We start from the raw sequence: 20962 nt of genomic DNA, 5'->3' as shown, positions 1-20962 counted from the left end.
CGCCACCGTGAATTTGCCAACAGGTGCGCCATGCAGCCCTACGCTATTGCCCCCTCCATTCTCTCTGCCGATTTTGCCCGCCTGGGTGAGGACGTCGACAAGGTATTGGCTGCGGGTGCAGACATCGTCCACTTCGATGTCATGGACAATCACTATGTCCCCAACCTGACCATCGGTCCGATGGTTTGCACCGCTCTGCGCAAGTACGGCGTTACTGCGCCGATCGACGTGCACCTGATGGTCAGCCCGGTTGACCGCATCATTGGCGACTTTATCGAAGCGGGTGCCACCTACATCACCTTCCACCCTGAAGCCACGCAGCACATCGACCGTTCGCTTCAGCTGATCAAGGATGGTGGTTGCAAGGCCGGCCTGGTGTTCAACCCGGCCACCAGCCTGGACGCCCTGAAGTACGTGATGGACAAGATCGACATGGTGCTGCTGATGAGCGTCAACCCAGGCTTCGGCGGGCAGAAGTTCATCCCCGGCACCCTCGACAAGCTGCGCGAAGCGCGTGCGCTGATCGACGCCAGTGGCCGTGATATCCGTCTGGAGATCGATGGTGGCGTGAACGTCAACAACATCCGCGAGATCGCTGCGGCTGGCGCCGACACCTTCGTGGCCGGCTCGGCGATCTTCAACGCCCCGGACTATCAGGAAGTGATCGCCAAGATGCGCGCCGAACTGGCCCTGGCCCGCCCATGAGTGGCTTCGAGCAGCTGTTCCCGGGGACGCTGCCAAGGCTGGTGATGTTCGATCTGGACGGTACCCTGATCGATTCCGTGCCTGACCTGGCCGCCGCCGTGGACCGCATGCTGCTCGAACTGGGGCGCCCGCCTGCTGGCCTTGAGGCCGTGCGCCACTGGGTTGGCAATGGCGCCCAGGTGCTGGTGCGCCGCGCGTTGGCGGGCGGCATCGACCATGCCGACGTGGACGATGCGCTGGCAGAACAGGCGCTGGCGCTGTTCATGGACGCTTATGCCGAAAGCCACGAACTTACCGTGGTCTACCCCGGTGTGCGCGACACCCTGCGCTGGCTGCGCAAGCAGGGCGTGGAGATGGCGCTGATCACCAACAAGCCTGAGCGCTTTGTTGGCCCGCTGCTGGACCAGATGAAGATCGGTAATTTCTTCCGCTGGATCATTGGTGGCGACACCTTGCCGCAGAAAAAGCCCGACCCGGCGGCGTTGCTGTTCGTCATGCAGATGGCCGGTGTCACCCCGCAGCAGTCCCTGTTTGTCGGTGATTCGCGCAGTGACGTGCAGGCGGCCAAGGCGGCTGGCGTGCAATGCGTGGGCCTGACCTACGGCTATAACCATGGCCGGCCGATCGACGCCGAATCCCCCAGCCTGGTAATCGACGACCTGCGCGCATTGCTGCCCGGTTGCGCAGACCCGGCCACTGGGATAACGTTGGCGGACCTTCAAGCCTCACAAGACAGAGAGTCCACCGTGGCGGTTACTGGCAAATTCTGGATGAAAGTCATCAAGGCCTTGGCCCGTTGGCGTTGGCGCGCCTGACTTCAGCCTGCCGGCGTGTGCCGGCCCGTCCGTTTGCCTGACCTATTGCTGCTTGCCACGAGACTACTCATGAACCGCGAAGAATTCCTGCGCCTGGCCGCTGCCGGCTACAACCGTATTCCCTTGGCCTGTGAAACCTTGGCCGACTTCGACACGCCGCTGTCGATCTACCTGAAACTGGCTGACCAGCCCAACTCGTATCTGCTCGAATCGGTGCAGGGCGGCGAGAAGTGGGGCCGTTACTCGATGATCGGCTTGCCATCGCGCACCGTGATGCGTGTGCATGGCTACCATGTCAGCATCCTGCACGATGGCGTCGAGGTGGAAAGCTGCGACGTCGAAGACCCGCTGGCATTCGTTGAAACCTTCAAGGACCGCTACAAAGTTGCCGATATCCCCGGCCTGCCGCGTTTCAATGGCGGCCTGGTTGGCTACTTTGGCTATGACTGCGTGCGTTATGTAGAAAAGCGCCTGGGCGCCAGCCCCAACCCAGACCCGTTGGGCGTACCGGATATCCTGCTGATGGTGTCCGACGCGGTGGTGGTGTTCGACAACCTGGCGGGCAAGATGCACGCCATCGTGTTGGTCGACCCCGCTGAAGATCAGGCCTTCGAACAGGGCCAGGCACGTCTGCAAGGTTTGCTGGAAACATTGCGCCAGCCAATCACCCCACGCCGCGGCCTGGACCTGAGCGGCCCGCCGGCGGCCGAGCCGGCGTTCCGCTCCAGCTATACCCGCGAGGATTACGAAAACGCCGTCGGTCGTATCAAGGAATACATCCTGGCCGGGGACTGTATGCAGGTGGTGCCGTCGCAGCGCATGTCGATCGACTTCAAGGCTGCGCCTATCGACCTGTACCGCGCGCTACGCTGCTTCAACCCGACGCCATACATGTACTTCTTCAACTTTGGTGACTTCCATGTGGTCGGCAGTTCGCCCGAAGTGCTGGTACGTGTCGAGGACAACCTGGTCACCGTACGCCCGATTGCCGGTACTCGCCCGCGTGGTGCGACCGAAGAGGCCGATCGTGCGCTGGAAGACGACCTGCTGTCGGACGACAAGGAAATTGCCGAGCACCTGATGCTGATCGATCTGGGCCGCAACGATGTCGGCCGTGTGTCTTCGACCGGCAGTGTGCGCCTGACCGAGAAGATGGTGATCGAGCGTTACTCCAACGTGATGCACATTGTTTCCAACGTTACCGGCCAGCTGCGGGAAGGCCTGACGGCGATGGATGCACTGCGGGCGATTCTTCCGGCTGGCACCTTGTCGGGTGCGCCCAAGATCCGCGCGATGGAGATCATCGACGAGCTGGAACCGGTCAAGCGTGGGGTTTACGGCGGAGCTGTCGGCTATTTTGCCTGGAACGGCAACATGGATACCGCAATTGCCATTCGTACTGCGGTGATCAAGGATGGCGAGCTGCATGTGCAGGCCGGTGGCGGCATCGTTGCCGACTCGGTGCCGGCGCTGGAATGGGAAGAAACCATCAACAAGCGCCGGGCGATGTTCCGTGCGGTGGCGTTGGCCGAGCAGACTTCCGCCAGATAAATTGATGGGGGCTGCTGCGCAGCCCATTCGCGGGTAAACCACGCTCCTACAAGGTTGTGTAGGAGCGGGTTCACCCGCGAAAGGGTCGGGCCTGCTGGCCAATTTCTACCTGCCGTTCACCGTTGCCGCCGCCACCGTATTCGCGGGTAAACCCGCTCCTACAAGGGATGCGCAAGCCTCAGGCATACGGGGCCTTCCTATTCGCGGGTTCACCCGCGAATGGGCCGCAAAGCGGCCCCCAGCAATTCAAAAGTCCACGCTAACCCCCACGCTAACGCCCTGCTGCGTCAACTCATCACTCTTGCGCCAATTGTAGTTTCCGCGCAAATGCACCCCTGCCACCAGTTCATGGCTCACACCCAGGCTCGCCCGGGTCAGGTCGCTATGCGGCGTATACCCGGTCAGGGTGAAATCATTCGCTGGCAAGCTGGTCAGGTGCATTGTCACATCCTGCTGGTCGTCCTCGAACTCATGCTCCTGCGCCACCTCGGCAAAAAGCCGGGTATTTGGCTGTACCTGCACACTGCCCAACAGCCCCACGCCCAGGCGACGTGACGTGCGCTCCTGGTCATCGAAGCCAAGCGCCGTCGAGCGCCCGCTCTTCTCTTCGTAGCCATCCACCTTCACCCGCGCATAGTCGGCACTGATGAAAGGTGCCAACTGCCAGTTGCTGGTGTCGGCCGCCAGGTTGTAGCCCAGCCGCCCGGACATTGCCCAGGCCTCGCCGTCGGTGTCGCCTTTTTCACTGCGGTCATTCACGCCCAGGGCGAAGGTACGCTTGAGGTCGCTGTAGTCCAGGTGCCCGGCGGTCAGCGCCGCGTCGGCCCACCAGCGGTCCTGGCGGTATTGGGCAAAGGCACTGGCCATATAGCTGTTCAGCTTGTAGTCCGAGTCCTGTTCACCAGCTTCCAGCTTCTGCCGGTACGCACCGCCGGCCAGGCCCAGGCGCCAGGCGTCGTTCAGGCGATAGCTGCCGCCCACGGTCAGGTTGTAGCCGCGGCCGTCACCGCTGGCCGCGCTGTGCTGGCCGTCGAAGTCCAGGTCCTGAGCGCCGCTGGCGACAAAGGCTTGCCATTGGCCAACGGCTTGCCAAGGCGTCTGCCACTGATTACGCAACTCATCCTGATGAGCCCGCAGGCTGGCGTGGGCCATTTCCGGTAGCAGGGTCAGTTCCCAGGGGGCCGCGAGGATCGAGTAGGCGTAATCGGCAATCAGCTGCTGACCGGCGATGGTCGGGTGGACCGAGTCGTTGAACAGCAGTTTGGTCGGGTCTGGCGTTGTGCCGTTGATCCCGTACACCGGGTTTTCCACGCAGCTATCGCCGCTGTAGCAGGTGCCGACCAGGTTCTGGTCGCTGGCCAGGCCGAACTGACTGGGGCTGGACAGCGCCTCGCTCATCAGCACAGGGATGTTCAGTGGAATGATCTGGGCGTCGATCTGCCCTAGCTGGCTGATCAGTGACTGGTTGAACGCAGCGGAGAGCAGGGACAGTGGGTTTTGCTGTGGCGTGCCACTGAAATTGGGCGTTTGGCCGAGGTCAGGTAGCAGCCAGACCATGATGTAGCGCGCGCCTCCTTGCTGAAGCGCTTGGGCGCTGGCAGCCAGGCGGGCGCCGGCGGCTACGGCGTCGGCCGGGCTATTCACCAGGCCCTGAAGGAAGTCGTTGCCGCCGCCTGTCAGGTAGTACAAGGCATTGGGGTCGGCGCGCAGGCCGTTGGCCAGGTAGCCGGGGCGCTCGCGCAGCACCAACCCGGCATTGGGGTTTCCTGGGGGGATGACGGTCTCGGACGTTGTCGTGATCGAGTCCAGGATCTGCTGGGTGGTGTACCCGCCGACTGCCCAGTTATTACCATCGGGCTGGATACCTACGGATGTCGACGGGTTAAGGTCGCCTGGCGCGACGCCCAGGCGGCCACCGAGGATCATCGGCGACACCGGGGCGAAGTTGCCGTCGGCGTCACGGTTGGTGAAACGCGCGCCTGGGGTACCGCCAACAAGATCGGGAAACTGCCCGGCATCGGCGAGGCTGTCGCCAAACACGATCAGGGTTGAATAGGGCGAAGGGCCGGCCAACGCCTGGCTGCAGGCCAGGGCCAGTGAAGCGAGGGTAAAGCGCAATAACGGGGCTTTTCGCATCGGGGAACATCCTTTTCTTTGTTTTTATCAGGGCAAGCCCATCGACCTTAGCAAATCGTCGTGCTTCGCTCCCAAGTCCATTCGTTTCCCCGTGTTTACAGGCATATTGCGCCCGTCGCCCCGGTAGGCTACTGTGCCGGGACGTATGAGCGAGACCTATCCTGTGTTGATCGTCAGCAAACTCTTGATGCGCGTAATCAAGGCCCACGCCCGTTGGCGTTGGCGCGCCTGACTTTATCTCCTGCCGGCCCGCCCGGCCCGTCCCCGTTTGCCTTCTCGTTTACCGCCCGTTGTGGCAAAGCCGCGCCTGTGGCTGGTGCCGGAAGGTTCGAATCATGAAGTCAGTAGATTCAAGAGGTTTAACACCATGTTACTGATGATCGACAATTACGACTCATTCACTTACAACGTTGTTCAGTACCTTGGCGAGCTGGGTGCCGAGGTCAAGGTCATTCGCAATGACGAAATGACCATCGCCCAGATTGAGGCCCTCAACCCTGAGCGCATCGTCGTATCTCCGGGCCCGTGCACCCCAAGCGAGGCAGGCGTGTCCATCGAGGCCATCCTGCATTTCGCCGGGAAGTTGCCAATCCTTGGTGTATGCCTGGGCCACCAGTCAATCGGGCAGGCTTTTGGCGGCGACGTTGTACGTGCACGTCAGGTCATGCACGGCAAGACCAGCCCGGTATATCACCGCGACCTGGGCGTGTTCGCCAGCCTTAACAACCCGCTGACCGTGACCCGTTACCACTCTCTGGTGGTAAAGCGTGAAACCTTGCCCGACTGCCTGGAAGTTACCGCCTGGACCTCCCATGCTGACGGCTCGGTCGATGAGATCATGGGCCTGCGCCACAAGACGCTGAATATCGAAGGGGTGCAATTCCACCCTGAGTCGATCCTGACCGAGCAGGGCCACGAACTGTTCGCCAACTTCCTCAAGCAGACCGGCGGCCGCCGTTAAGGATCGAACATGGATATCAAGAGTGCGTTGAGCCGTATCGTCGGGCAGTTGGACCTGACTACCGAAGAAATGCGCGAGGTCATGCGCCAGATCATGACCGGTCAGTGCAGCGAGGCGCAGATAGGCGCTTTCCTGATGGGCATGCGCATGAAAAGCGAAAGCATCGACGAAATCGTCGGTGCGGTGTCGGTGATGCGTGAGCTGGCCGAAAAGGTCGAGCTGCAAAGCCTCGATGGTGTCGTCGATATTGTCGGGACCGGTGGTGATGGCGCCAACATCTTCAACGTGTCCACCGCTTCGTCCTTCGTCCTGGCGGCGGCGGGTTGCCCGGTGGCCAAGCATGGTAACCGCGCAGTCTCGGGCAAGAGCGGCAGTGCCGACCTGCTGGAAGCTGCCGGCATCTACCTGAACCTGACGCCAACTCAAGTGGCACGCTGCATCGACAGCCTGGGCATCGGCTTCATGTTCGCGCAAAGTCACCACTCGGCCATGAAACATGCCGCTGGCCCACGTCGAGAACTGGGGTTGCGCACCCTGTTCAATATGCTCGGCCCGCTTACGAATCCGGCCGGAGTGAAGCACCAGGTGGTCGGTGTGTTCGCGCAAACCCTTTGCCGCCCGCTGGCTGAGGTGCTGCAGCGCCTGGGGAGCAAGCATGTGCTGGTCGTGCACTCGAAGGATGGTCTGGACGAGTTCAGCCTGGCTGCACCCACCTTCGTCGCCGAACTGAAAAATGACGAAATCACTGAATATTGGGTCGAGCCGGAAGACCTCGGCATGAAGAGTCAGAGCCTTCATGGCCTGGCTGTCGAGAGCCCGCAGGCTTCGCTGGAGTTGATCCGCGATGCGCTGGGCCGGCGCAAGACCGAGAACGGTCAGAAGGCCGCCGAGATGATCGTGCTTAATGCTGGCGCGGCACTGTATGCAGCCGACCATGCCATGAGCCTGAAAGCCGGTGTAGAACTGGCCCATGATGTACTGCACACCGGCCTGGCCTGGGAAAAGCTGCAGGAATTGGGTGCCTTTACTGCAGTATTCAAGGTGGAGAACGAAGCATGAGTGTGCCGACGGTGCTGGAAAGGATCATTGCCCGCAAGTTTCAGGAAGTGGCCGAGCGCAGTGCGCACGTCAGCCTCGCCGAACTGGAGGGCCTGGCCAAGGCCGCTGACGCCCCGCGAGGCTTCGCCAACGCGCTGATCGAGCAGGCCAAGCGCAAGCAGCCCGCGGTGATTGCCGAAATCAAGAAAGCTTCGCCAAGCAAGGGCGTGATCCGCGAGCACTTCGTGCCAGCGGAGATCGCGGTCAGCTACGAGAAGGGCGGGGCCACCTGCCTGTCGGTGTTGACCGATGTCGATTATTTCCAGGGTGCCGATGAGTACTTGCAGCAGGCCCGCGCGGCGGTTTCGCTGCCGGTGATCCGCAAGGACTTCATGGTCGACCCTTACCAGATCGTCGAAGCCCGGGCCCTGGGGGCAGATTGCGTACTGCTGATCGTGTCGGCGCTGGATGACGTGAAGATGGCTGAACTGGCCGCCACTGCCAAGGACGTCGGCCTCGACGTGCTGGTGGAAGTGCACGATGGCGATGAACTGGAGCGCGCGCTGAAAACCCTGGATACGCCGCTGGTGGGGGTGAACAACCGCAACCTGCACACCTTCGAGGTCAGCCTGGAAACCACCCTTGACCTGCTGCCGCGCATTCCGCGTGACCGTCTGGCGATCACCGAAAGCGGTATTCTCAACCGGGCCGATGTGGAGCTGATGGCAATCAACGAGGTTTACTCGTTCCTGGTGGGTGAGGCGTTCATGCGCGCCGAGCAGCCTGGCCTGGAATTACAGCGGCTGTTCTTCCCCGAGCAGGTGAAGAAGACTGTTCAGCAACTGGACTGATCAAATGAAGCCGGCGTTTTTGCCGGCTTTTTTGTACCTGTAATGGCCTCTTCGCGGGCAAGCCCGCCCCTACACGGGTACGCGCCCTGTCGTAGGAGCGGGTTTACCCGCGAAGAGGCCAGTGAAATCAACATCATAGGTGGATCAATGACCGATCAACCCCTGGCCCTGAGCGTCGAACAAGGCCTGCACGCCGAGCAGGAACTGCTGGCCGCCGTCTGCCGCGGCGAACGCGAGAATGGTGTGCTGTTCTGGCGCCCCACCGACCACGCGCTGGTCATGCCTCGGCGCATGAGCCGGCTGGGCAACTTCGAGGTCGCCTGCGCGGAATTGGCTATTGCTGGCTGGCCGGTGCTGCTGCGAGAAACCGGCGGCGAACCGGTGCCTCAGTCGCATTCGACGGTGAACGTTGCACTGGTCTACGCCGCACCGCGCAGTGAAGGCGACCACGGCCGTATCGAAAATGCCTACGAGCGCCTGTGTCTGCCGCTGTGTGATGTGCTGCGCGAGTGGGGCGGCGTAGCGTCAGTCGGGGAAATCGACGGGGCCTTCTGCGATGGCCGCTACAACGTCAACCTCAATGGCCGCAAATTGGTGGGTACCGCCCAGCGCTGGCGTCAGGGCCTGGGTGGCAAGCGTCCGGTGGTGCTGGTGCACGGTGCGCTGCTGCTGGACAACGAGCGTGAGTCGATGGTGGCGGCGGTCAACCGCTTCAACGAGTGCTGTGAGCTGGAGCAACGCTGTCGCGCCGATGCGCACATCGCCTTGCACGAAGTGGCGCCGGCAGCACCTTGGTTCGAGCGCCTTTCGCAGGCCTACGCCAAGGTACTGGCCGAGTTGCCCAAGGACTAGCGGGTACCGTGGACCACCATGGTCTTGCCTTTGACCTGCACCAGGCTGCGTTCCTCGAGATCCTTGAGAACGCGGCCGACCATTTCCCGAGAGCAACCGACGATTCGGCCGATTTCCTGACGGGTAATCTTGATTTGCATGCCATCGGGGTGGGTCATGGCGTCGGGCTGCTTGCACAGTTCCAGCAGGCAACGGGCAACTCGCCCGGTCACGTCGAAAAATGCCAAATCGCCAACCTTGCGCGTAGTGTTGCGCAGGCGCTGGGCCATCTGGCTACCCAGGGCATAGAGGATTTCCGGGTCCTGGCGCGCCAGCTCGCGAAACTTCTCGTAGCTGATTTCGGCCACTTCGCATTCTGTCTTGGCGCGTACCCAGGCACTGCGCTGCTGCTCGCCATCAACGGGCTCGAACAGGCCTAGCTCGCCAAAGAAATCGCCATGGTTGAGGTAGGCGATGATCATTTCATGGCCGTCGTCGTCCTCGATGAGGATGGTGACCGAACCCTTGATGATGAACGACAGTGTCTCGGCCCGGTCGCCGGCGCAGATGATATTGCTTTTGGCGGTGTAGCGGCGGCGCTGGCAGTGTACCAGCAGCTTGTCGATGTTCTTTATCTTGGCGGGTAGGGCGGAGGCAACCATCACGAAATCCTGTTCGATATGACGCATAGGCTTTTTTAGAGGTTGGCTGACGGAGAGCGCCAGTCATTTGGCGCCAGCTTATCAGACACTACGAGATGTTTCGGTACTAAACCGACACATCTCGTGCTTTTCCCACAGCCGCACAAGGTCTAAGCTGACACCCTTTTCCGAAAATCAGGAGTCCGGGTAGATGAAGGCACGTATCCAGTGGGCCGGTGAGGCAATGTTCCTCGGCGAATCGGGGAGCGGCCATGTCGTCGTAATGGACGGCCCGCCCGAGGCCGGCGGCCGCAACCTGGGCGTGCGACCGATGGAAATGCTGTTGCTGGGCCTGGGTGGCTGCAGCAGCTTTGACGTGGTGAGCATTCTGAAGAAGTCGCGCCAGGCAGTGGAAAGCTGCGAGGCATTTCTGGAGGCGGAGCGCGCCAGCGAAGACCCTAAGGTGTTCACCAAAATTCACATGAACTTCGTGGTGAAAGGGCGTGGGCTGAAAGAAGCGCAGGTCAAGCGGGCGGTGGAGCTGTCGGCGGAAAAGTATTGCTCGGCTTCGATCATGCTCGAGCGTGCCGGGGTTGAGATTACCCATGGGTATGAAATCGTAGAGCTGGGTTAAGGCTGAGATTCCGGGGCCGCTTTGCAGCCCTTGTGGAAGCGGGTGAACCCGCTCCCACCCGCGGCCCGGGCGAGTTTCAGTTGCGCAGGGCCGGAAGGGCCATCCGCAACCATTGCGGAAGACGGCTTCTTAGCGCCTGGCTCAACCGCTCCCGGCGCTTTTGGTAAACCAGGCCAAGCCAGATAACCCCCAGCCCGATCATAGTCAGCACCACCGGGAACAGCAACGACTGGGCAAACACCTCGTACGACAGATATCCCAGATAAGCCGCCACCCCCAGCGCACCAAACACCATGAACACCGGCCGACGCAGCAGCACCGCCATGCCCATCAGCGCAATGTTGATCAGGCAGTACATGGCCTTGCCCAACTCACTGCCGCTGTCCAGTAGCGTCAACCCGCCCCAGAACGCTGCCAGCCCGGCGAGGTAACCCCAACGGGCGTAGTCCTCACGTGTGCGGCCGTCTATCACGAGGAAAACCACCAGCAAGCCCAGCCCAAACCACAGGGAGACGTGGCGACGCTGCTCCCAACTGAACGGTGAGCCGAAGAACCACTCGCTAAGGTCCATCGACATGAACCACAAGGCCACGGCCATTGGCATGACGACGAACGGGTAGGGGATCAGTCGCAGCATTAGCAGCCCGGCAAGCACCGTGGCTGCTTCCATCGCCAGCCAGCCGCCTTGCACGTAGGTGTAGTACTGGTGGTAGTCAGCCTGCGCATCGTCCAGTGGCCACCAGCCGAGCATGCGTTCGATAGCGAATACCGCCAGCGGCACGATGCTGACGGCTACTGCTGCCAGCACGCCAGCAGCGACGGGCTGGACGCGGCGTTGCAGATTGAGGGCGAACAAGGTGATCAGCAGGATATAGAGGCTGGCGATGATCAACAGCGCGCCGTCACCGAGGCTCATCCATGCCTCGGTGAGCAACCAGCCCATTGCCGCCATGATCAGCATGGCGCCAAAGTAGAAGGCAACATGGGCCAGCTGAAAGCTGCCACGTGGTGCGGGTTGCTGGCGCAGGAATGCCAACAGGCTTTGGTCCTGGCCTGGTTGGAGAATGCCTGCTTGCACGGCGCGCGCCAGGTCCTTGGCGTCGAATCGATCCGTCATGGCGATGCCTTCAGATGCGGTATGTGCTCTTGGTCATGACCTTGGCCAGCAAGCTCATGCCAAAGCGGACGGGGGCCGGGAAGCGATAACCACCGGCTTCCAGTGCAGACTCGGCGTGCTGTTCTTCGTCGATGCGCATCTGCTCGAGAATGGCCCGGGATTTTTCATCTTCGTGCGGGAGCTGCTCCAGGTGCTCGTCGAGGTGCTTGCACACCTGATGTTCGGTAGCGGCGACGAAGCCCAGGCTGACCTTGTCGCTGACCAGCCCGGCCAGTGCGCCAATGCCGAACGACATGCCGTAGAACAGAGGGTTGAGCACGCTCGGGTGGCTGTTCAGCTGGCGAATGCGCTGTTCGCACCAGGCCAGGTGATCCACTTCTTCCTCGGCGGCATGCTCCATGGCCTTGCGCACTTCGGGCAGCTTGGCGGTCAGGGCCTGGCCTTGGTACAACGCCTGGGCGCAGACTTCACCGGTATGGTTGATGCGCATCAGCCCGGCAATATGACGGGCCTGCTGCTCGTCCAGGTCAGCGTCTGGCTGGACGATGGCCGGCGATGGCCGGGTGGGTTGGCCGCTGAAGGGCAGCAAGGTGCGCATGGCGGTATCGGCCTGCAGCAACAAGCGGTCGAGCGGCGAGTAGTGACGTTCGGTAGCCATCGGGCACCTCCGCAAGAATGTGCCCGACAGTTTACCGCAATAGCGGCGGGGTCGCTTGCCGTGGGTCAGCCCGGAGGCCAGTTCATCTGGCGCTGGCCAAGCACGTGCATATGGATGTGGTAGACGGTCTGGCCGCCTTTGGGGTTGCAGTTCATGACCACACGGAAACCTTCCTCGCAGCCTTGTTCGACAGCCAGGCGCTGGGCGGTGAACAGGATGTGGCCAGCCAGGGCCTTGTCTTCTTCGGTCAGGTCATTGAGGGTGCGAATGTGCTTTTTCGGGATGACCAGAAAATGTACCGGTGCCGCGGGTGCAATGTCCTTGAAGGCCAGGATCTGGTCGTCTTCATAGATGATATCTGCCGGGATTTCCCGGTTGATGATTTTGAGGAATAGATCGTCCACAGCACTTGCTCCATGGTGAGGGTCGGGCCGAGTGTACTCAGCCGTGAGCCGCTCGCCCAGTGGCTATTCCATGCCTGAGGGGCAATAGCGGCGGTGGATGGCCCCGGCCAGCTTGCGCACCAGCCAGCGCGGCAGCAGCCGCGGTGCGAACGCCAGCCAGCGGTTGCGCCGGCCGGGCATGATCAGTGCGCGGTTCTTGTCCAGTGCCCGCACGGTGTACAGCGCCACTTCCTCGGGGCTGAGGCAGCGCGGCTTGCCATCGAGCCGCGCAATGCGCCGGCGTGCGGAACGTACCGGGCCAGGGCACAGTACCGAGACCTTGATGCCGGTGCGCTTGAGTTCTTCGCGCAGGGCCTGGGAAAAGCTCAACACGTAGGCCTTGCTGGCGGCATAGGCGGCCATCCATGGGCCAGGCGCCACCCCGGCCAGGCCGGCGACGTTGAGAATCTGCCCGCCACCCTGTACAGCCATCAGGTTACCGATGGCATGGCACAGGCGGCTCAGGGCCAGCACGTTGACTTCCAGCAGATCCTGTTCGTCGGCCCATTCATGGGCCAGGAACGGCCCATAGGTGCGCAAGCCCGCGCAGTTGACCAGCAAATCGATACGCCGCTCGCCTTCTTCCAGCTCTAGCACGAAGCCTGAAAGGCGCAGCGGCTGGCTGAGGTCGCAGGCGCGGAACAGCACCTCGACGCCGAAACGCTGGGTCAGCTCGATGGCAACAGGCTCCAGCGTTTCTCGTTGGCGTGCCACCAGGATCAGATTGCGCCCGCGCCGTGCCAGCGCTTCCGCCAAGGCCAGGCCCAGGCCGCTGGAAGCACCAGTGATCATGGCGTAACGGGTCATGCAAGGCTCCTGGGGGCGGAAGAGGGCGCCTAGTGTACAACTTGCCCGTGCAAGGTGTTGCCTTTTGCTACAAGGCGCGGGCGCGCAGAACCTGGCAGTGCTCCAGGGCTTGCCGGTACTCGCCATGCAGGCGCTCGATCAATGCGCTGGCGCTGGGCAGGTCATGGATGGCACCGACGCCCTGGCCCGCTGACCATACGGTCTTCCAGGCCTTGGCTTCGTCATCGATCGGCTTGAGCTTGCCTTGCACCTGCCCCGCTTTGAGGGCGTTCATGTCGTAGCCGGCCTGCTCCAGGCTCTGGCGCAGGAAGCTGGCGGGGATGCCGGACACCACGGGTGTGTGGATGATGTCGGCGGCATGGGCATCCAGCAGCATCTGTTTGTAGGCGCCCTGAGCCTGGCTTTCTGTGGTGGCGATGAAGCGCGTGCCCATGTACGCCAGGTCCGCCCCCAGCAGTTGTGCGGCCAGGATTTCGTGGCCGTGGTTAATGCAACCAGCCAGCAGCAGGGTCTTGTCGAAGAACTGGCGAATTTCTGCGGCCAGGGCGAACGGGCTCCAGGTGCCGGCATGGCCGCCCGCGCCTGCGGCGACGGCGATAAGGCCATCGACACCGGCTTCGGCGGCCTTTTCGGCATGCCGGCGGGTGGTGACATCGTGGAGCACCAGGCCGCCGTAGCCGTGTACGGCATCGACCACTTCCTTTACCGCCCCCAGGCTGGTGATAACGATTGGTACACGGTGTTCGACGCACAAGGCCAAGTCGGCCTGCAGGCGCGGGTTGGTCGGGTGGACGATCAGGTTGACGGCGTAGGGCGCTGGCGCCTGCAGTTGAGCCAGGCCAGCCTCGATCTCTTCCAGCCAGGCCTTGAAGCCAGCGCTGTCGCGTTGGTTCAGGGCCGGGAAACTGCCAACCACGCCGCTGGCGCAGCAGGCCAGCACCAGTTGGGGGTTGGAGATGAGGAACATCGGCGCGGCAACCACGGGCAGCCGCAGGCGTTGTTCGAGCGAGGCAGGTAGCGACATGGCAAGGCTCCTTGAGCGGGTGGCTATGTCAGAACGGTTTCACCACCACCAGAATGACGATAGCCAGCAGAATCAGCACGGGCACTTCGTTGAACCAGCGATAGTAAACGTGGCTGCGGGTGTTGGTGCCGTTGGCGAAGCGTTTGCGCTGGGCACCGCACACGTGATGGTAGCCGGTCAGCAGGATGACCAGGGTGAGCTTGGCATGCAGCCACCCCTGGCTCAGCCAGCCGGGGGTGAGGTACAGCATCCAGGCGCCAAACACGTAGGTGGCGATCATCGCCGGGTTCATGATGCCGCGGTACAGCTTGCGCTCCATGGTCACGAAGCGTTCCTGGCTGATGCTGTCCTGGCTCTGGGCGTGGTAGACGAACAGCCTGGGCAGGTAGAACAGGCCGGCGAACCAGCAGACCACGCTGACGATATGCAGCGCTTTGATCCATAGGTAAAGCATGGAGGGAGTTCCTTCAGATAGTCACGGTCGTCAGATAGTAGTGGTCAGGCGCCCGAAGGGTCACCCGAAGAGTTGTTACAGGCGCCCTGCGCCCCTATTATCGTGCGCTTTCCAGACGGCTCGTTGATAAGGGGCAAGCGTTATGATCAAGGTCGGTATCGTCGGCGGCACGGGTTACACCGGCGTCGAACTGTTGCGTCTGCTGGCACAGCATCCACAGGCCGAAGTGGCGGTCATCACTTCGCGCTCCGAGGCGGGCGTGGCGGTGGCGGACATGTACCCGAACCTGCGCGGCCACTATGACGGGTTGGCGTTCAGCGTGCCGGACAGCAAGGCTCTGGGGGCCTGCGATGTGGTGTTCTTCGCCACTCCGCATGGTGTTGCACACGCCCTGGCCGGTGAGCTGCTGGCGGCTGGCACCAAGGTGATCGACCTGTCGGCCGACTTCCGTCTGCAGGATGCCACTGAGTGGGGCAAGTGGTACGGTCAGCCCCATGGCGCGCCAGAGCTGCTCAAGGACGCAGTCTATGGCCTGCCCGAAGTCAACCGCGAGAAGATCCGCCAGGCACGCCTCATCGCTGTGCCGGGTTGCTACCCGACTGCAACCCAGCTGGGCTTCCTTCCGCTGCTGGAGGCGGGCCTGGCTGACCCGTCGCGCCTGATCGCCGACTGCAAGTCGGGTGTCAGCGGCGCTGGTCGTGGTGCGGCAGTGGGCTCGCTGTTCTGCGAGGCCGGCGAAAGCATGAAAGCCTACGCGGTAAAGGGCCATCGCCACTTGCCGGAGATCAGCCAGGGCCTGCGCCTGGCCGCGGGCAAGGACATCGGCCTGACTTTCGTGCCGCACCTGACGCCGATGATCCGTGGCATCCACGCCACCCTGTACGCGAACGTGGTCGATACCTCGGTCGACCTGCAGGCGCTGTTCGAGAAACGCTACGCCGATGAACCGTTCGTCGACGTGATGCCAGCAGGCAGCCATCCGGAAACCCGTAGCGTGCGTGGTGCCAACGTCTGCCGCATTGCCGTTCATCGTCCGCAGGGTGGTGATCTGGTGGTGGTGCTTTCGGTGATCGACAACCTGGTCAAGGGTGCCTCCGGCCAGGCGGTGCAGAACCTCAACATTCTGTTCGGTCTGGATGAGCGCATGGGCCTGTCCCATGCCGGCTTGCTGCCGTAAAGCCGCCAGCATTGGAAAAGGCCCGCGTCGTGCGGGCCTTTTTGCAGGTCGCGACTAAAGCCGCACAATTCTTGACCGATTTTCTCGGGAAAGCGGATAATGCGCGTCATCGAGTTTTATGGCGGCTACCGCGCCGGGAGAATCAACATGAGCGTCGAAACCTTCACCCCTACCGGTCTGGAGTTCACCCATGGGGCAGCCCAGAAGGTGAAAAACCTGGTCAATGAGGAAGGCAATGAACGTCTGAAACTGCGGGTGTTCGTGACCGGTGGTGGTTGCTCGGGCTTCCAGTATGGCTTCACCTTCGATGAAGACGTGGCCGAAGATGACACCATTGTCGAGCGCGAGGGCGTTTCCCTGGTGGTCGACCCGATGAGCTTCCAGTACCTGGCGGGTGCCGAAGTGGACTACCAGGAAGGCCTGGAAGGCTCGCGCTTCGTGATCAAGAACCCGAATGCCGCGACCACCTGCGGTTGCGGGTCGTCGTTCTCGATCTAAGGGCTGGGCATACGAAAACGCCGCGCAATTGCGCGGCGTTTTGCTTTCTGGCGTAGTGGCTATGCCGGGTAGATTGCGCCCAGTACGCGCAGGCCCTTGGCGGCAGTGACGCTGGGGCGGTTGGCGGCGATACCCTCCAGGCAGCAGTGAGCCAGCCAGGCGAAGGCCATGGCTTCGACCCAGTCCGGGTCTACGCCATAGGCGCCAGTGCTTGCGACACGGGCCGCAGGTAGCAGCTGGCCAAGACGGGCCATCAGCGCGCCGTTGCGGGCGCCTCCACCACAGACCAACAGCGCCTCGGTGCCTTGCTGGGCTTTGCCAAGCGAATCGATGATGCTGCGTGCGGTCAGTTCCAGCAGTGTCGCCTGCACGTCCTGGGCCCGGTATGCCGGCAGGTTGGCCAGGTGGCGATCCAGCCAAGGCAGGTTGAACACCTCGCGGCCGGTACTCTTCGGGCCGCTGCCGGCAAAGAACGGGTCAGCCATCAGTGCGCTGAGCAACCCGGGCTGAGCCACACCCGAGGCAGCCCAGGCGCCATCTGCATCATAGGGGTGGCCGTGCTCGCGCTCGATCCAGGCATCCAGCAACACGTTCCCCGGGCCGCAATCGAACCCATGAACCGGCTTGTCCTGCTCGATCAGGCTGAGGTTGCTGAAACCGCCTACGTTAAGGATTGCCAGGCGTCGGCCAAGCTGGCTGAACAGGGTTTCGTGGAAGGCCGGTACCAGTGGCGCGCCTTGGCCGCCGGCAGCCACATCGCGACGGCGGAAGTCGGCGACCACGCTGATGCCGGTCAGTTCGGCGAGCAGTGCGGGGTTACCGATCTGCACAGTAAAGCCGCGGGCCGGTTCATGGCGAATGGTCTGGCCGTGGCTGCCGATGGCGCGAACGGCTTCGGGCTTCAGTCCCTGGCGAGCCAGCAGTTGGCGGATACCTTCGCCGGCCAGGCTGGCCCAGCGGTTTTCCGCCAGTGCTGCACGGGCAATCTCGTCAGGGCCGCTGCTGCACAGGGCCAGCAGGTCCTGGCGCAGGTCCGGGGGCATGGGCAGGTAGTGGGTGGCGAGCAGTTCAAGCTGCTCGCCTTGTTCGACCAGGGCGATATCCAGGCCATCGAGACTGGTGCCGGACATCACCCCCAAGTAGAGCGCCATGGCTTAGCGCTTGTTCGCTGCGAGCAGGGTGGCCTTTTCCTGATCCATACGGGCAATCAGCGGCTGGCTCTGCTGCAGGAAGCGCTGACGCTCGTTCTTGGCAATCGGGTCAGCCATTGGCACTTTCTGGCTCAGCGGGTCGACGTGCACGCCGTTGACCTGGAACTCGTAGTGCAGGTGTGGGCCGGTGGACAGGCCGGTAGTGCCGATGTAGCCAATGATCTGGCCCTGTTTGACCGTGCTGCCGGTCTTGATGCCTTTGGCAAAGCCCTGCATGTGGCCATACAGCGTCTTGTAGCGGTTGCCATGCTGAATGATCACGGTATTGCCGTAGCCACCACGGCGCCCGGCCAGTTCGATGCGACCGTCACCGGCTGCCTTGATCGGCGTACCGCGGGGGGCCGCGTAGTCGACGCCTTTGTGGGCGCGGATCTTGTTCAGGATGGGGTGCTTGCGACCGGCGGAAAAGCGCGAGCTGATGCGGGCGAAGTCCACCGGGGTACGGATGAATGCCTTGCGCAGGCTGTTGCCGTCGGCGGTGTAGTAGGCAGTGTTGCCCTGCTTATTGGTATATCGCACGGCGGTGTAGGTCTTGCCGCGATTGGTGAAGCGGGCGGACAGGATATTGCCGGTGCCGACGACCTTGCCATCCATCACCTTCTGTTCGTAGACCACGTCGAACTCGTCCCCAGGGCGAATATCCTGTGCGAAGTCGATGTCGTAACCCAGCACGCGGGCCATGTCCATGGTCATGCTGTGGGACAGGCCGGCGCGCTGGGCGGAAGCAGACAGCGAGCTCTTGATCACCCCGTGGGCATAGGCGGTGCGTATCACCGGCTTGCTGATTTCACGGTTGAAGGTGTAGCCCTTGGCGGTTTTGGTCAGGCGAATGGTTTCGAGATTGCTGACTTTGCTGTGCAGACTGGCCAGCTGGCCATCCTTGTCGAGCTCAAATTGCAAGACCTGGCCGTGCTTGAGCTGGCTGAACTGCTTGGCCTGCTTGTTGCTGGCCAGCAAATCATGCACAGCATTGGCTGGCAGGCCGACCTTGGCGAACAGGGTGGACAGAGTATCGCCGCGGGCCACGGTGACTTCGCGGTGGCCAGGCTCCTTGGCGGCCTCGGCAACCGGCTCAGCGGCCGGGGCCTGTTGATCGGCCTTCTGGGTTTCGGGGGTAGCCTCTTCGATCTGGGCGAAAGGCGAGCCTTGCTCACCTTCGCTTTGCACCAGGGGTGCGGCGCGGGATTCGTCTTTCAGCTGCTCGGCAGGGCTTTCGAGCTCGAGGTTGAGGGTAGTTTTCTTGGCTTCCACTTCGCTGGAAGGAAATACCAGCAAAGCCAGGCTGAGCAGGGCGGCGATGCCGCTGGCGGCCAACAGATGGCTCTTCGGATAAAGCGGGGGCGCTTTAGGCGGTTCGTTGGTCATGGGCAAGGTGACTTTGAAAAAGGTGAAATGGAAAAGATGAATGACATGATGAAGATGAAATAACTGTATAAAATATAACCAAATCCATTTTCACGCAAGGGCGCGTAGACGCCGCAAGCCTGTGTTCGGGTCACATTCCTTTGCGAAACTTGTATTTGACGGCCGATCTTGTATGGTTGGCTCCCCCTGAATCTGAGCCTTGCGGGTTTGTCTATGAAGTCGGTTGAAGAGCAGCTCGCGCTTATCAAGCGCGGTGCGGAAGAAGTACTGGTCGAGTCGGAACTGGTGGAGAAGCTCAAGCGCGGCCAACCTCTGCGCATCAAGGCCGGCTTCGACCCGACCGCTCCGGACCTGCACCTGGGCCACACGGTGCTGATCAACAAGCTGCGCCAGTTCCAGGATCTGGGCCACCAGGTCATCTTCCTGATCGGTGACTTCACCGGCATGATCGGCGACCCGAGTGGCAAGAGCGCCACGCGCCCGCCGCTGACCCGCGAGCAGGTGCTGGAGAACGCCGAGACGTACAAGCAGCAGGTGTTCAAAATTCTTGATCCGGCCAAGACAGAAGTCGCGTTCAACTCCACGTGGATGGACAAGCTGACCCCTGCCGACTTCATTCGCCTGGCTTCGCAGTACACCGTCGCGCGCATGCTGGAGCGTGATGACTTCGACAAGCGTTACACCACCAATCAGCCGATTGCCATTCACGAGTTCCTCTATCCGCTGGTGCAGGGGTACGACTCGGTAGCGCTGAAAGCGGACGTCGAGCTGGGCGGTACCGACCAGAAGTTCAACCTGCTGATGGGGCGCGAACTGCAGCGGTCTTATGGCCAGGAAGCGCAGAACATCGTGACCATGCCACTGCTCGAAGGGCTCGACGGCGTGAAGAAGATGTCGAAGTCGCTGGGCAACTATGTCGGCATCCAGGAAGCGCCAGGGGTGATGTACAGCAAGCTGGTGTCGATCCCGGATACCCTGATGTGGCGTTACTTCGAGCTGCTGAGCTTCCGTTCGATGGAAGAAATCGAGCAGTTCCGTGCCGACGTCGCCAACGGTGCCAACCCGCGTGACATCAAGATCAAGTTGGCAGAAGAGATCGTCGCGCGCTTCCATGGAGAAGAGGCTGCGGCCAATGCTCACCGTGCTGCCGGTAACCGTATGAAGGAAGGCGAGCTGCCGGAAGACTTGCCGGAGATCGAAGTGGCTGCGGCGGAAGACCTGCCAATTGCTGCGGTGCTGAACCGGGCTGGTCTGGTCAAGAACTCGGCACAGGCGCGAGACTTGCTGAATAGCGGCGCGGTGAAAGTTGATGGTGCAGTGGTCGACAAGGACTTCATGTTTGTCCTTGGTGCTACCCATGTGTGCCAAGCGGGCAAGAAGTCGTTTGGCCGGGTTACCCTCAAGGCTGAGTGATTGCCTGGATGGTGTAGCTATATAGAAGCGGGGAGGCCGGTAGGCCTCCCCGCTTTGTTTTTGGGGTTTGGTGGTTGCTGTTGTAGGGGGAGGGGGCTGTTTTGAGAGGGTGTTGGCGGTGAGATGTGTCCGCCACAACCCTTGCAGCGCCTGTGAGATCGAGCGCCGCCCGCGTCCGGCTTGAGACATTCAGCGCCTATGAAACCGAACGCCGCGCGGGCGGCGCTCGGTCTCATAGGCGCTGAAACTGTCGTGGCGAACACTTGGCAGCCTCGATACGGTCTTTTCCCCTTATATTTCACTTTCTTGAAATTAAAGGTTGACGCCCTCTCGAATCCCCTTATAATGCGCCCCACTTCCAGCGACGTCGGAACGAAAAACTCCTTGAGATTCAATGAGTTAAGTAGTTAAGGCAAAAGCTGAAAGGGCTACGATCGAATGATCGAAAGCGGTTGAGATGATGGTTGACAGCGCTTCCAAGTGCTGTATGATTCGCCTCCCGCTACGAGAGATCGCAGCGAGCCAAGTGTTTGAAGTTAAACGAGTTTCTCGCAAAAAACTTCAAAATAAACGCTTGACAGGCTCTGAGGAAAGCGTAGAATGCGCGCCTCGGTTGAGACGAAAAGCTCTTA

21 protein-coding genes are annotated in these 20962 nt (G+C 61.8%); 11 read left to right on the top strand and 10 right to left on the bottom strand.

Annotated features, from left to right (window positions below; genetic code table 11):
- The first annotated feature begins 30 nt into the window (after positions 1–30).
- The 3 genes from rpe to trpE all read left to right on the top strand — a co-directional run bounded on the left by rpe (position 31) and on the right by trpE (position 3071).
- Positions 31–705 (top strand): ribulose-phosphate 3-epimerase, encoded by a 675-nt coding sequence (rpe, locus tag ACF8FB_RS23605; RefSeq protein WP_003255539.1) that lies wholly within the window; start codon positions 31–33, stop codon positions 703–705.
- The gene (locus tag ACF8FB_RS23600; RefSeq protein ID WP_010951753.1) at positions 702–1520 is read left to right on the top strand and encodes a phosphoglycolate phosphatase; all 819 of its coding nucleotides are present in this window, start codon (positions 702–704) and stop codon (positions 1518–1520) included. Before rpe ends, ACF8FB_RS23600 begins: the two co-directional genes overlap by 4 nt.
- Before the next feature lie 69 nt (positions 1521–1589).
- A complete protein-coding gene (gene trpE / locus ACF8FB_RS23595; RefSeq protein WP_392512140.1) occupies positions 1590–3071 on the top strand; it encodes an anthranilate synthase component I in 1482 nt (493 codons plus the stop codon).
- Between the two features lie 246 nt (positions 3072–3317).
- Here trpE and estP read toward each other — a convergent pair whose 3' ends face one another.
- Entirely contained in the window at positions 3318–5207 is a 1890-nt protein-coding gene (estP, locus tag ACF8FB_RS23590; protein WP_392512138.1) for an esterase EstP, read from the bottom strand.
- 367 nt (positions 5208–5574) lie between these two features.
- On the opposite strand from estP, the gene ACF8FB_RS23585 reads away from it, so the two are divergent.
- From ACF8FB_RS23585 to ACF8FB_RS23570, 4 genes are all read left to right on the top strand, one after another.
- A complete protein-coding gene (locus tag ACF8FB_RS23585) occupies positions 5575–6168 on the top strand; it encodes an aminodeoxychorismate/anthranilate synthase component II (protein WP_003255531.1) in 594 nt (197 codons plus the stop codon).
- 9 nt (positions 6169–6177) lie between these two features.
- Entirely contained in the window at positions 6178–7227 is a 1050-nt protein-coding gene (gene trpD / locus ACF8FB_RS23580) for an anthranilate phosphoribosyltransferase (RefSeq protein ID WP_010951756.1), read from the top strand.
- On the top strand, positions 7224–8057 hold the full coding sequence (gene trpC, locus ACF8FB_RS23575; protein ID WP_010951757.1) for an indole-3-glycerol phosphate synthase TrpC: 834 nt from the start codon (positions 7224–7226) through the stop codon (positions 8055–8057). Before trpD ends, trpC begins: the two co-directional genes overlap by 4 nt.
- Positions 8058–8204: 147 nt before the next feature.
- A complete protein-coding gene (locus ACF8FB_RS23570; protein WP_003255526.1) occupies positions 8205–8909 on the top strand; it encodes a lipoate--protein ligase family protein in 705 nt (234 codons plus the stop codon).
- Here the strand turns inward: ACF8FB_RS23570 and crp are convergent.
- Positions 8906–9550 carry a cAMP-activated global transcriptional regulator CRP gene (gene crp / locus ACF8FB_RS23565; RefSeq protein WP_010951759.1) on the bottom strand — a complete coding sequence of 215 codons (645 nt, stop codon included), beginning with the start codon at positions 9548–9550 and terminating at the stop codon, positions 8906–8908. The two genes, ACF8FB_RS23570 and crp, sit on opposite strands and share 4 nt — an antisense overlap.
- Positions 9551–9740: 190 nt before the next feature.
- Here crp and ACF8FB_RS23560 point away from each other — a divergent pair, with 190 nt between their 5' ends.
- Complete coding sequence (locus tag ACF8FB_RS23560) at positions 9741–10163, top strand: OsmC family protein (RefSeq protein ID WP_004376171.1); 423 nt, start codon at positions 9741–9743, stop codon at positions 10161–10163.
- A gap of 76 nt (positions 10164–10239) precedes the next feature.
- Here ACF8FB_RS23560 and ACF8FB_RS23555 read toward each other — a convergent pair whose 3' ends face one another.
- From ACF8FB_RS23555 to hemJ, 6 genes are all read right to left on the bottom strand, one after another.
- Positions 10240–11280, bottom strand: coding sequence for a DUF2157 domain-containing protein (locus ACF8FB_RS23555; protein ID WP_350298351.1), 1041 nt, complete (start codon positions 11278–11280; stop codon positions 10240–10242).
- A 10-nt stretch (positions 11281–11290) separates the two neighbouring features.
- The gene (gene coq7, locus ACF8FB_RS23550) at positions 11291–11938 is read right to left on the bottom strand and encodes a 2-polyprenyl-3-methyl-6-methoxy-1,4-benzoquinone monooxygenase (RefSeq protein WP_010951761.1); all 648 of its coding nucleotides are present in this window, start codon (positions 11936–11938) and stop codon (positions 11291–11293) included.
- Between the two features lie 65 nt (positions 11939–12003).
- Positions 12004–12342: a histidine triad nucleotide-binding protein gene (locus ACF8FB_RS23545; protein WP_003255518.1), complete on the bottom strand. Its 339-nt coding sequence runs from the start codon at positions 12340–12342 to the stop codon at positions 12004–12006.
- A gap of 63 nt (positions 12343–12405) precedes the next feature.
- Positions 12406–13188 (bottom strand): SDR family oxidoreductase, encoded by a 783-nt coding sequence (locus ACF8FB_RS23540; RefSeq protein ID WP_010951762.1) that lies wholly within the window; start codon positions 13186–13188, stop codon positions 12406–12408.
- A gap of 67 nt (positions 13189–13255) precedes the next feature.
- Positions 13256–14212 carry a nitronate monooxygenase family protein gene (locus tag ACF8FB_RS23535; protein WP_010951763.1) on the bottom strand — a complete coding sequence of 319 codons (957 nt, stop codon included), beginning with the start codon at positions 14210–14212 and terminating at the stop codon, positions 13256–13258.
- A 28-nt stretch (positions 14213–14240) separates the two neighbouring features.
- Positions 14241–14666: a protoporphyrinogen oxidase HemJ gene (hemJ, locus tag ACF8FB_RS23530; RefSeq protein WP_010951764.1), complete on the bottom strand. Its 426-nt coding sequence runs from the start codon at positions 14664–14666 to the stop codon at positions 14241–14243.
- Between the two features lie 142 nt (positions 14667–14808).
- Here hemJ and argC point away from each other — a divergent pair, with 142 nt between their 5' ends.
- Together argC and erpA are read left to right on the top strand one after the other, a co-directional pair.
- Positions 14809–15843, top strand: a complete 1035-nt coding sequence (gene argC, locus ACF8FB_RS23525; protein WP_010951765.1) for an N-acetyl-gamma-glutamyl-phosphate reductase — start codon at positions 14809–14811, stop codon at positions 15841–15843.
- Positions 15844–15990: 147 nt separating this feature from the next.
- Positions 15991–16341: an iron-sulfur cluster insertion protein ErpA gene (gene erpA / locus ACF8FB_RS23520; RefSeq protein ID WP_003255511.1), complete on the top strand. Its 351-nt coding sequence runs from the start codon at positions 15991–15993 to the stop codon at positions 16339–16341.
- A gap of 59 nt (positions 16342–16400) precedes the next feature.
- Here erpA and ACF8FB_RS23515 read toward each other — a convergent pair whose 3' ends face one another.
- Together ACF8FB_RS23515 and ACF8FB_RS23510 are read right to left on the bottom strand one after the other, a co-directional pair.
- The gene (locus ACF8FB_RS23515; RefSeq protein ID WP_010951767.1) at positions 16401–17492 is read right to left on the bottom strand and encodes an anhydro-N-acetylmuramic acid kinase; all 1092 of its coding nucleotides are present in this window, start codon (positions 17490–17492) and stop codon (positions 16401–16403) included.
- 3 nt (positions 17493–17495) lie between these two features.
- A complete protein-coding gene (locus ACF8FB_RS23510; RefSeq protein ID WP_392512133.1) occupies positions 17496–18917 on the bottom strand; it encodes a peptidoglycan DD-metalloendopeptidase family protein in 1422 nt (473 codons plus the stop codon).
- 213 nt (positions 18918–19130) lie between these two features.
- Here ACF8FB_RS23510 and tyrS point away from each other — a divergent pair, with 213 nt between their 5' ends.
- Entirely contained in the window at positions 19131–20330 is a 1200-nt protein-coding gene (tyrS, locus tag ACF8FB_RS23505) for a tyrosine--tRNA ligase (RefSeq protein WP_010951769.1), read from the top strand.
- The last annotated feature ends 632 nt before the right edge of the window (positions 20331–20962 follow it).

It is taken from the genome of Pseudomonas sp. yb_2, assembly GCF_043103905.1.
Lineage (GTDB): Bacteria > Pseudomonadota > Gammaproteobacteria > Pseudomonadales > Pseudomonadaceae > Aquipseudomonas > Aquipseudomonas alloputida.
This window is presented reverse-complemented; position numbering and strand designations above follow the sequence as displayed.

Coding starts and splice junctions, on each gene's coding strand:
- ACF8FB_RS23585 (WP_003255531.1), top strand. CDS start 5,575: ATGTTACTGATGATCGACAATTACGACTCATTCACTTACAACGTTGTT.
- argC (WP_010951765.1), top strand. CDS start 14,809: ATGATCAAGGTCGGTATCGTCGGCGGCACGGGTTACACCGGCGTCGAA.
- ACF8FB_RS23570 (WP_003255526.1), top strand. CDS start 8,205: ATGACCGATCAACCCCTGGCCCTGAGCGTCGAACAAGGCCTGCACGCC.
- ACF8FB_RS23540 (WP_010951762.1), bottom strand. CDS start 13,188: ATGACCCGTTACGCCATGATCACTGGTGCTTCCAGCGGCCTGGGCCTG.
- rpe (WP_003255539.1), top strand. CDS start 31: ATGCAGCCCTACGCTATTGCCCCCTCCATTCTCTCTGCCGATTTTGCC.
- coq7 (WP_010951761.1), bottom strand. CDS start 11,938: ATGGCTACCGAACGTCACTACTCGCCGCTCGACCGCTTGTTGCTGCAG.
- ACF8FB_RS23515 (WP_010951767.1), bottom strand. CDS start 17,492: ATGGCGCTCTACTTGGGGGTGATGTCCGGCACCAGTCTCGATGGCCTG.
- estP (WP_392512138.1), bottom strand. CDS start 5,207: ATGCGAAAAGCCCCGTTATTGCGCTTTACCCTCGCTTCACTGGCCCTG.
- ACF8FB_RS23560 (WP_004376171.1), top strand. CDS start 9,741: ATGAAGGCACGTATCCAGTGGGCCGGTGAGGCAATGTTCCTCGGCGAA.
- trpE (WP_392512140.1), top strand. CDS start 1,590: ATGAACCGCGAAGAATTCCTGCGCCTGGCCGCTGCCGGCTACAACCGT.
- erpA (WP_003255511.1), top strand. CDS start 15,991: ATGAGCGTCGAAACCTTCACCCCTACCGGTCTGGAGTTCACCCATGGG.
- hemJ (WP_010951764.1), bottom strand. CDS start 14,666: ATGCTTTACCTATGGATCAAAGCGCTGCATATCGTCAGCGTGGTCTGC.
- tyrS (WP_010951769.1), top strand. CDS start 19,131: ATGAAGTCGGTTGAAGAGCAGCTCGCGCTTATCAAGCGCGGTGCGGAA.
- ACF8FB_RS23600 (WP_010951753.1), top strand. CDS start 702: ATGAGTGGCTTCGAGCAGCTGTTCCCGGGGACGCTGCCAAGGCTGGTG.
- ACF8FB_RS23510 (WP_392512133.1), bottom strand. CDS start 18,917: ATGACCAACGAACCGCCTAAAGCGCCCCCGCTTTATCCGAAGAGCCAT.
- trpC (WP_010951757.1), top strand. CDS start 7,224: ATGAGTGTGCCGACGGTGCTGGAAAGGATCATTGCCCGCAAGTTTCAG.
- ACF8FB_RS23535 (WP_010951763.1), bottom strand. CDS start 14,212: ATGTCGCTACCTGCCTCGCTCGAACAACGCCTGCGGCTGCCCGTGGTT.
- crp (WP_010951759.1), bottom strand. CDS start 9,550: ATGGTTGCCTCCGCCCTACCCGCCAAGATAAAGAACATCGACAAGCTG.
- ACF8FB_RS23555 (WP_350298351.1), bottom strand. CDS start 11,280: ATGACGGATCGATTCGACGCCAAGGACCTGGCGCGCGCCGTGCAAGCA.
- trpD (WP_010951756.1), top strand. CDS start 6,178: ATGGATATCAAGAGTGCGTTGAGCCGTATCGTCGGGCAGTTGGACCTG.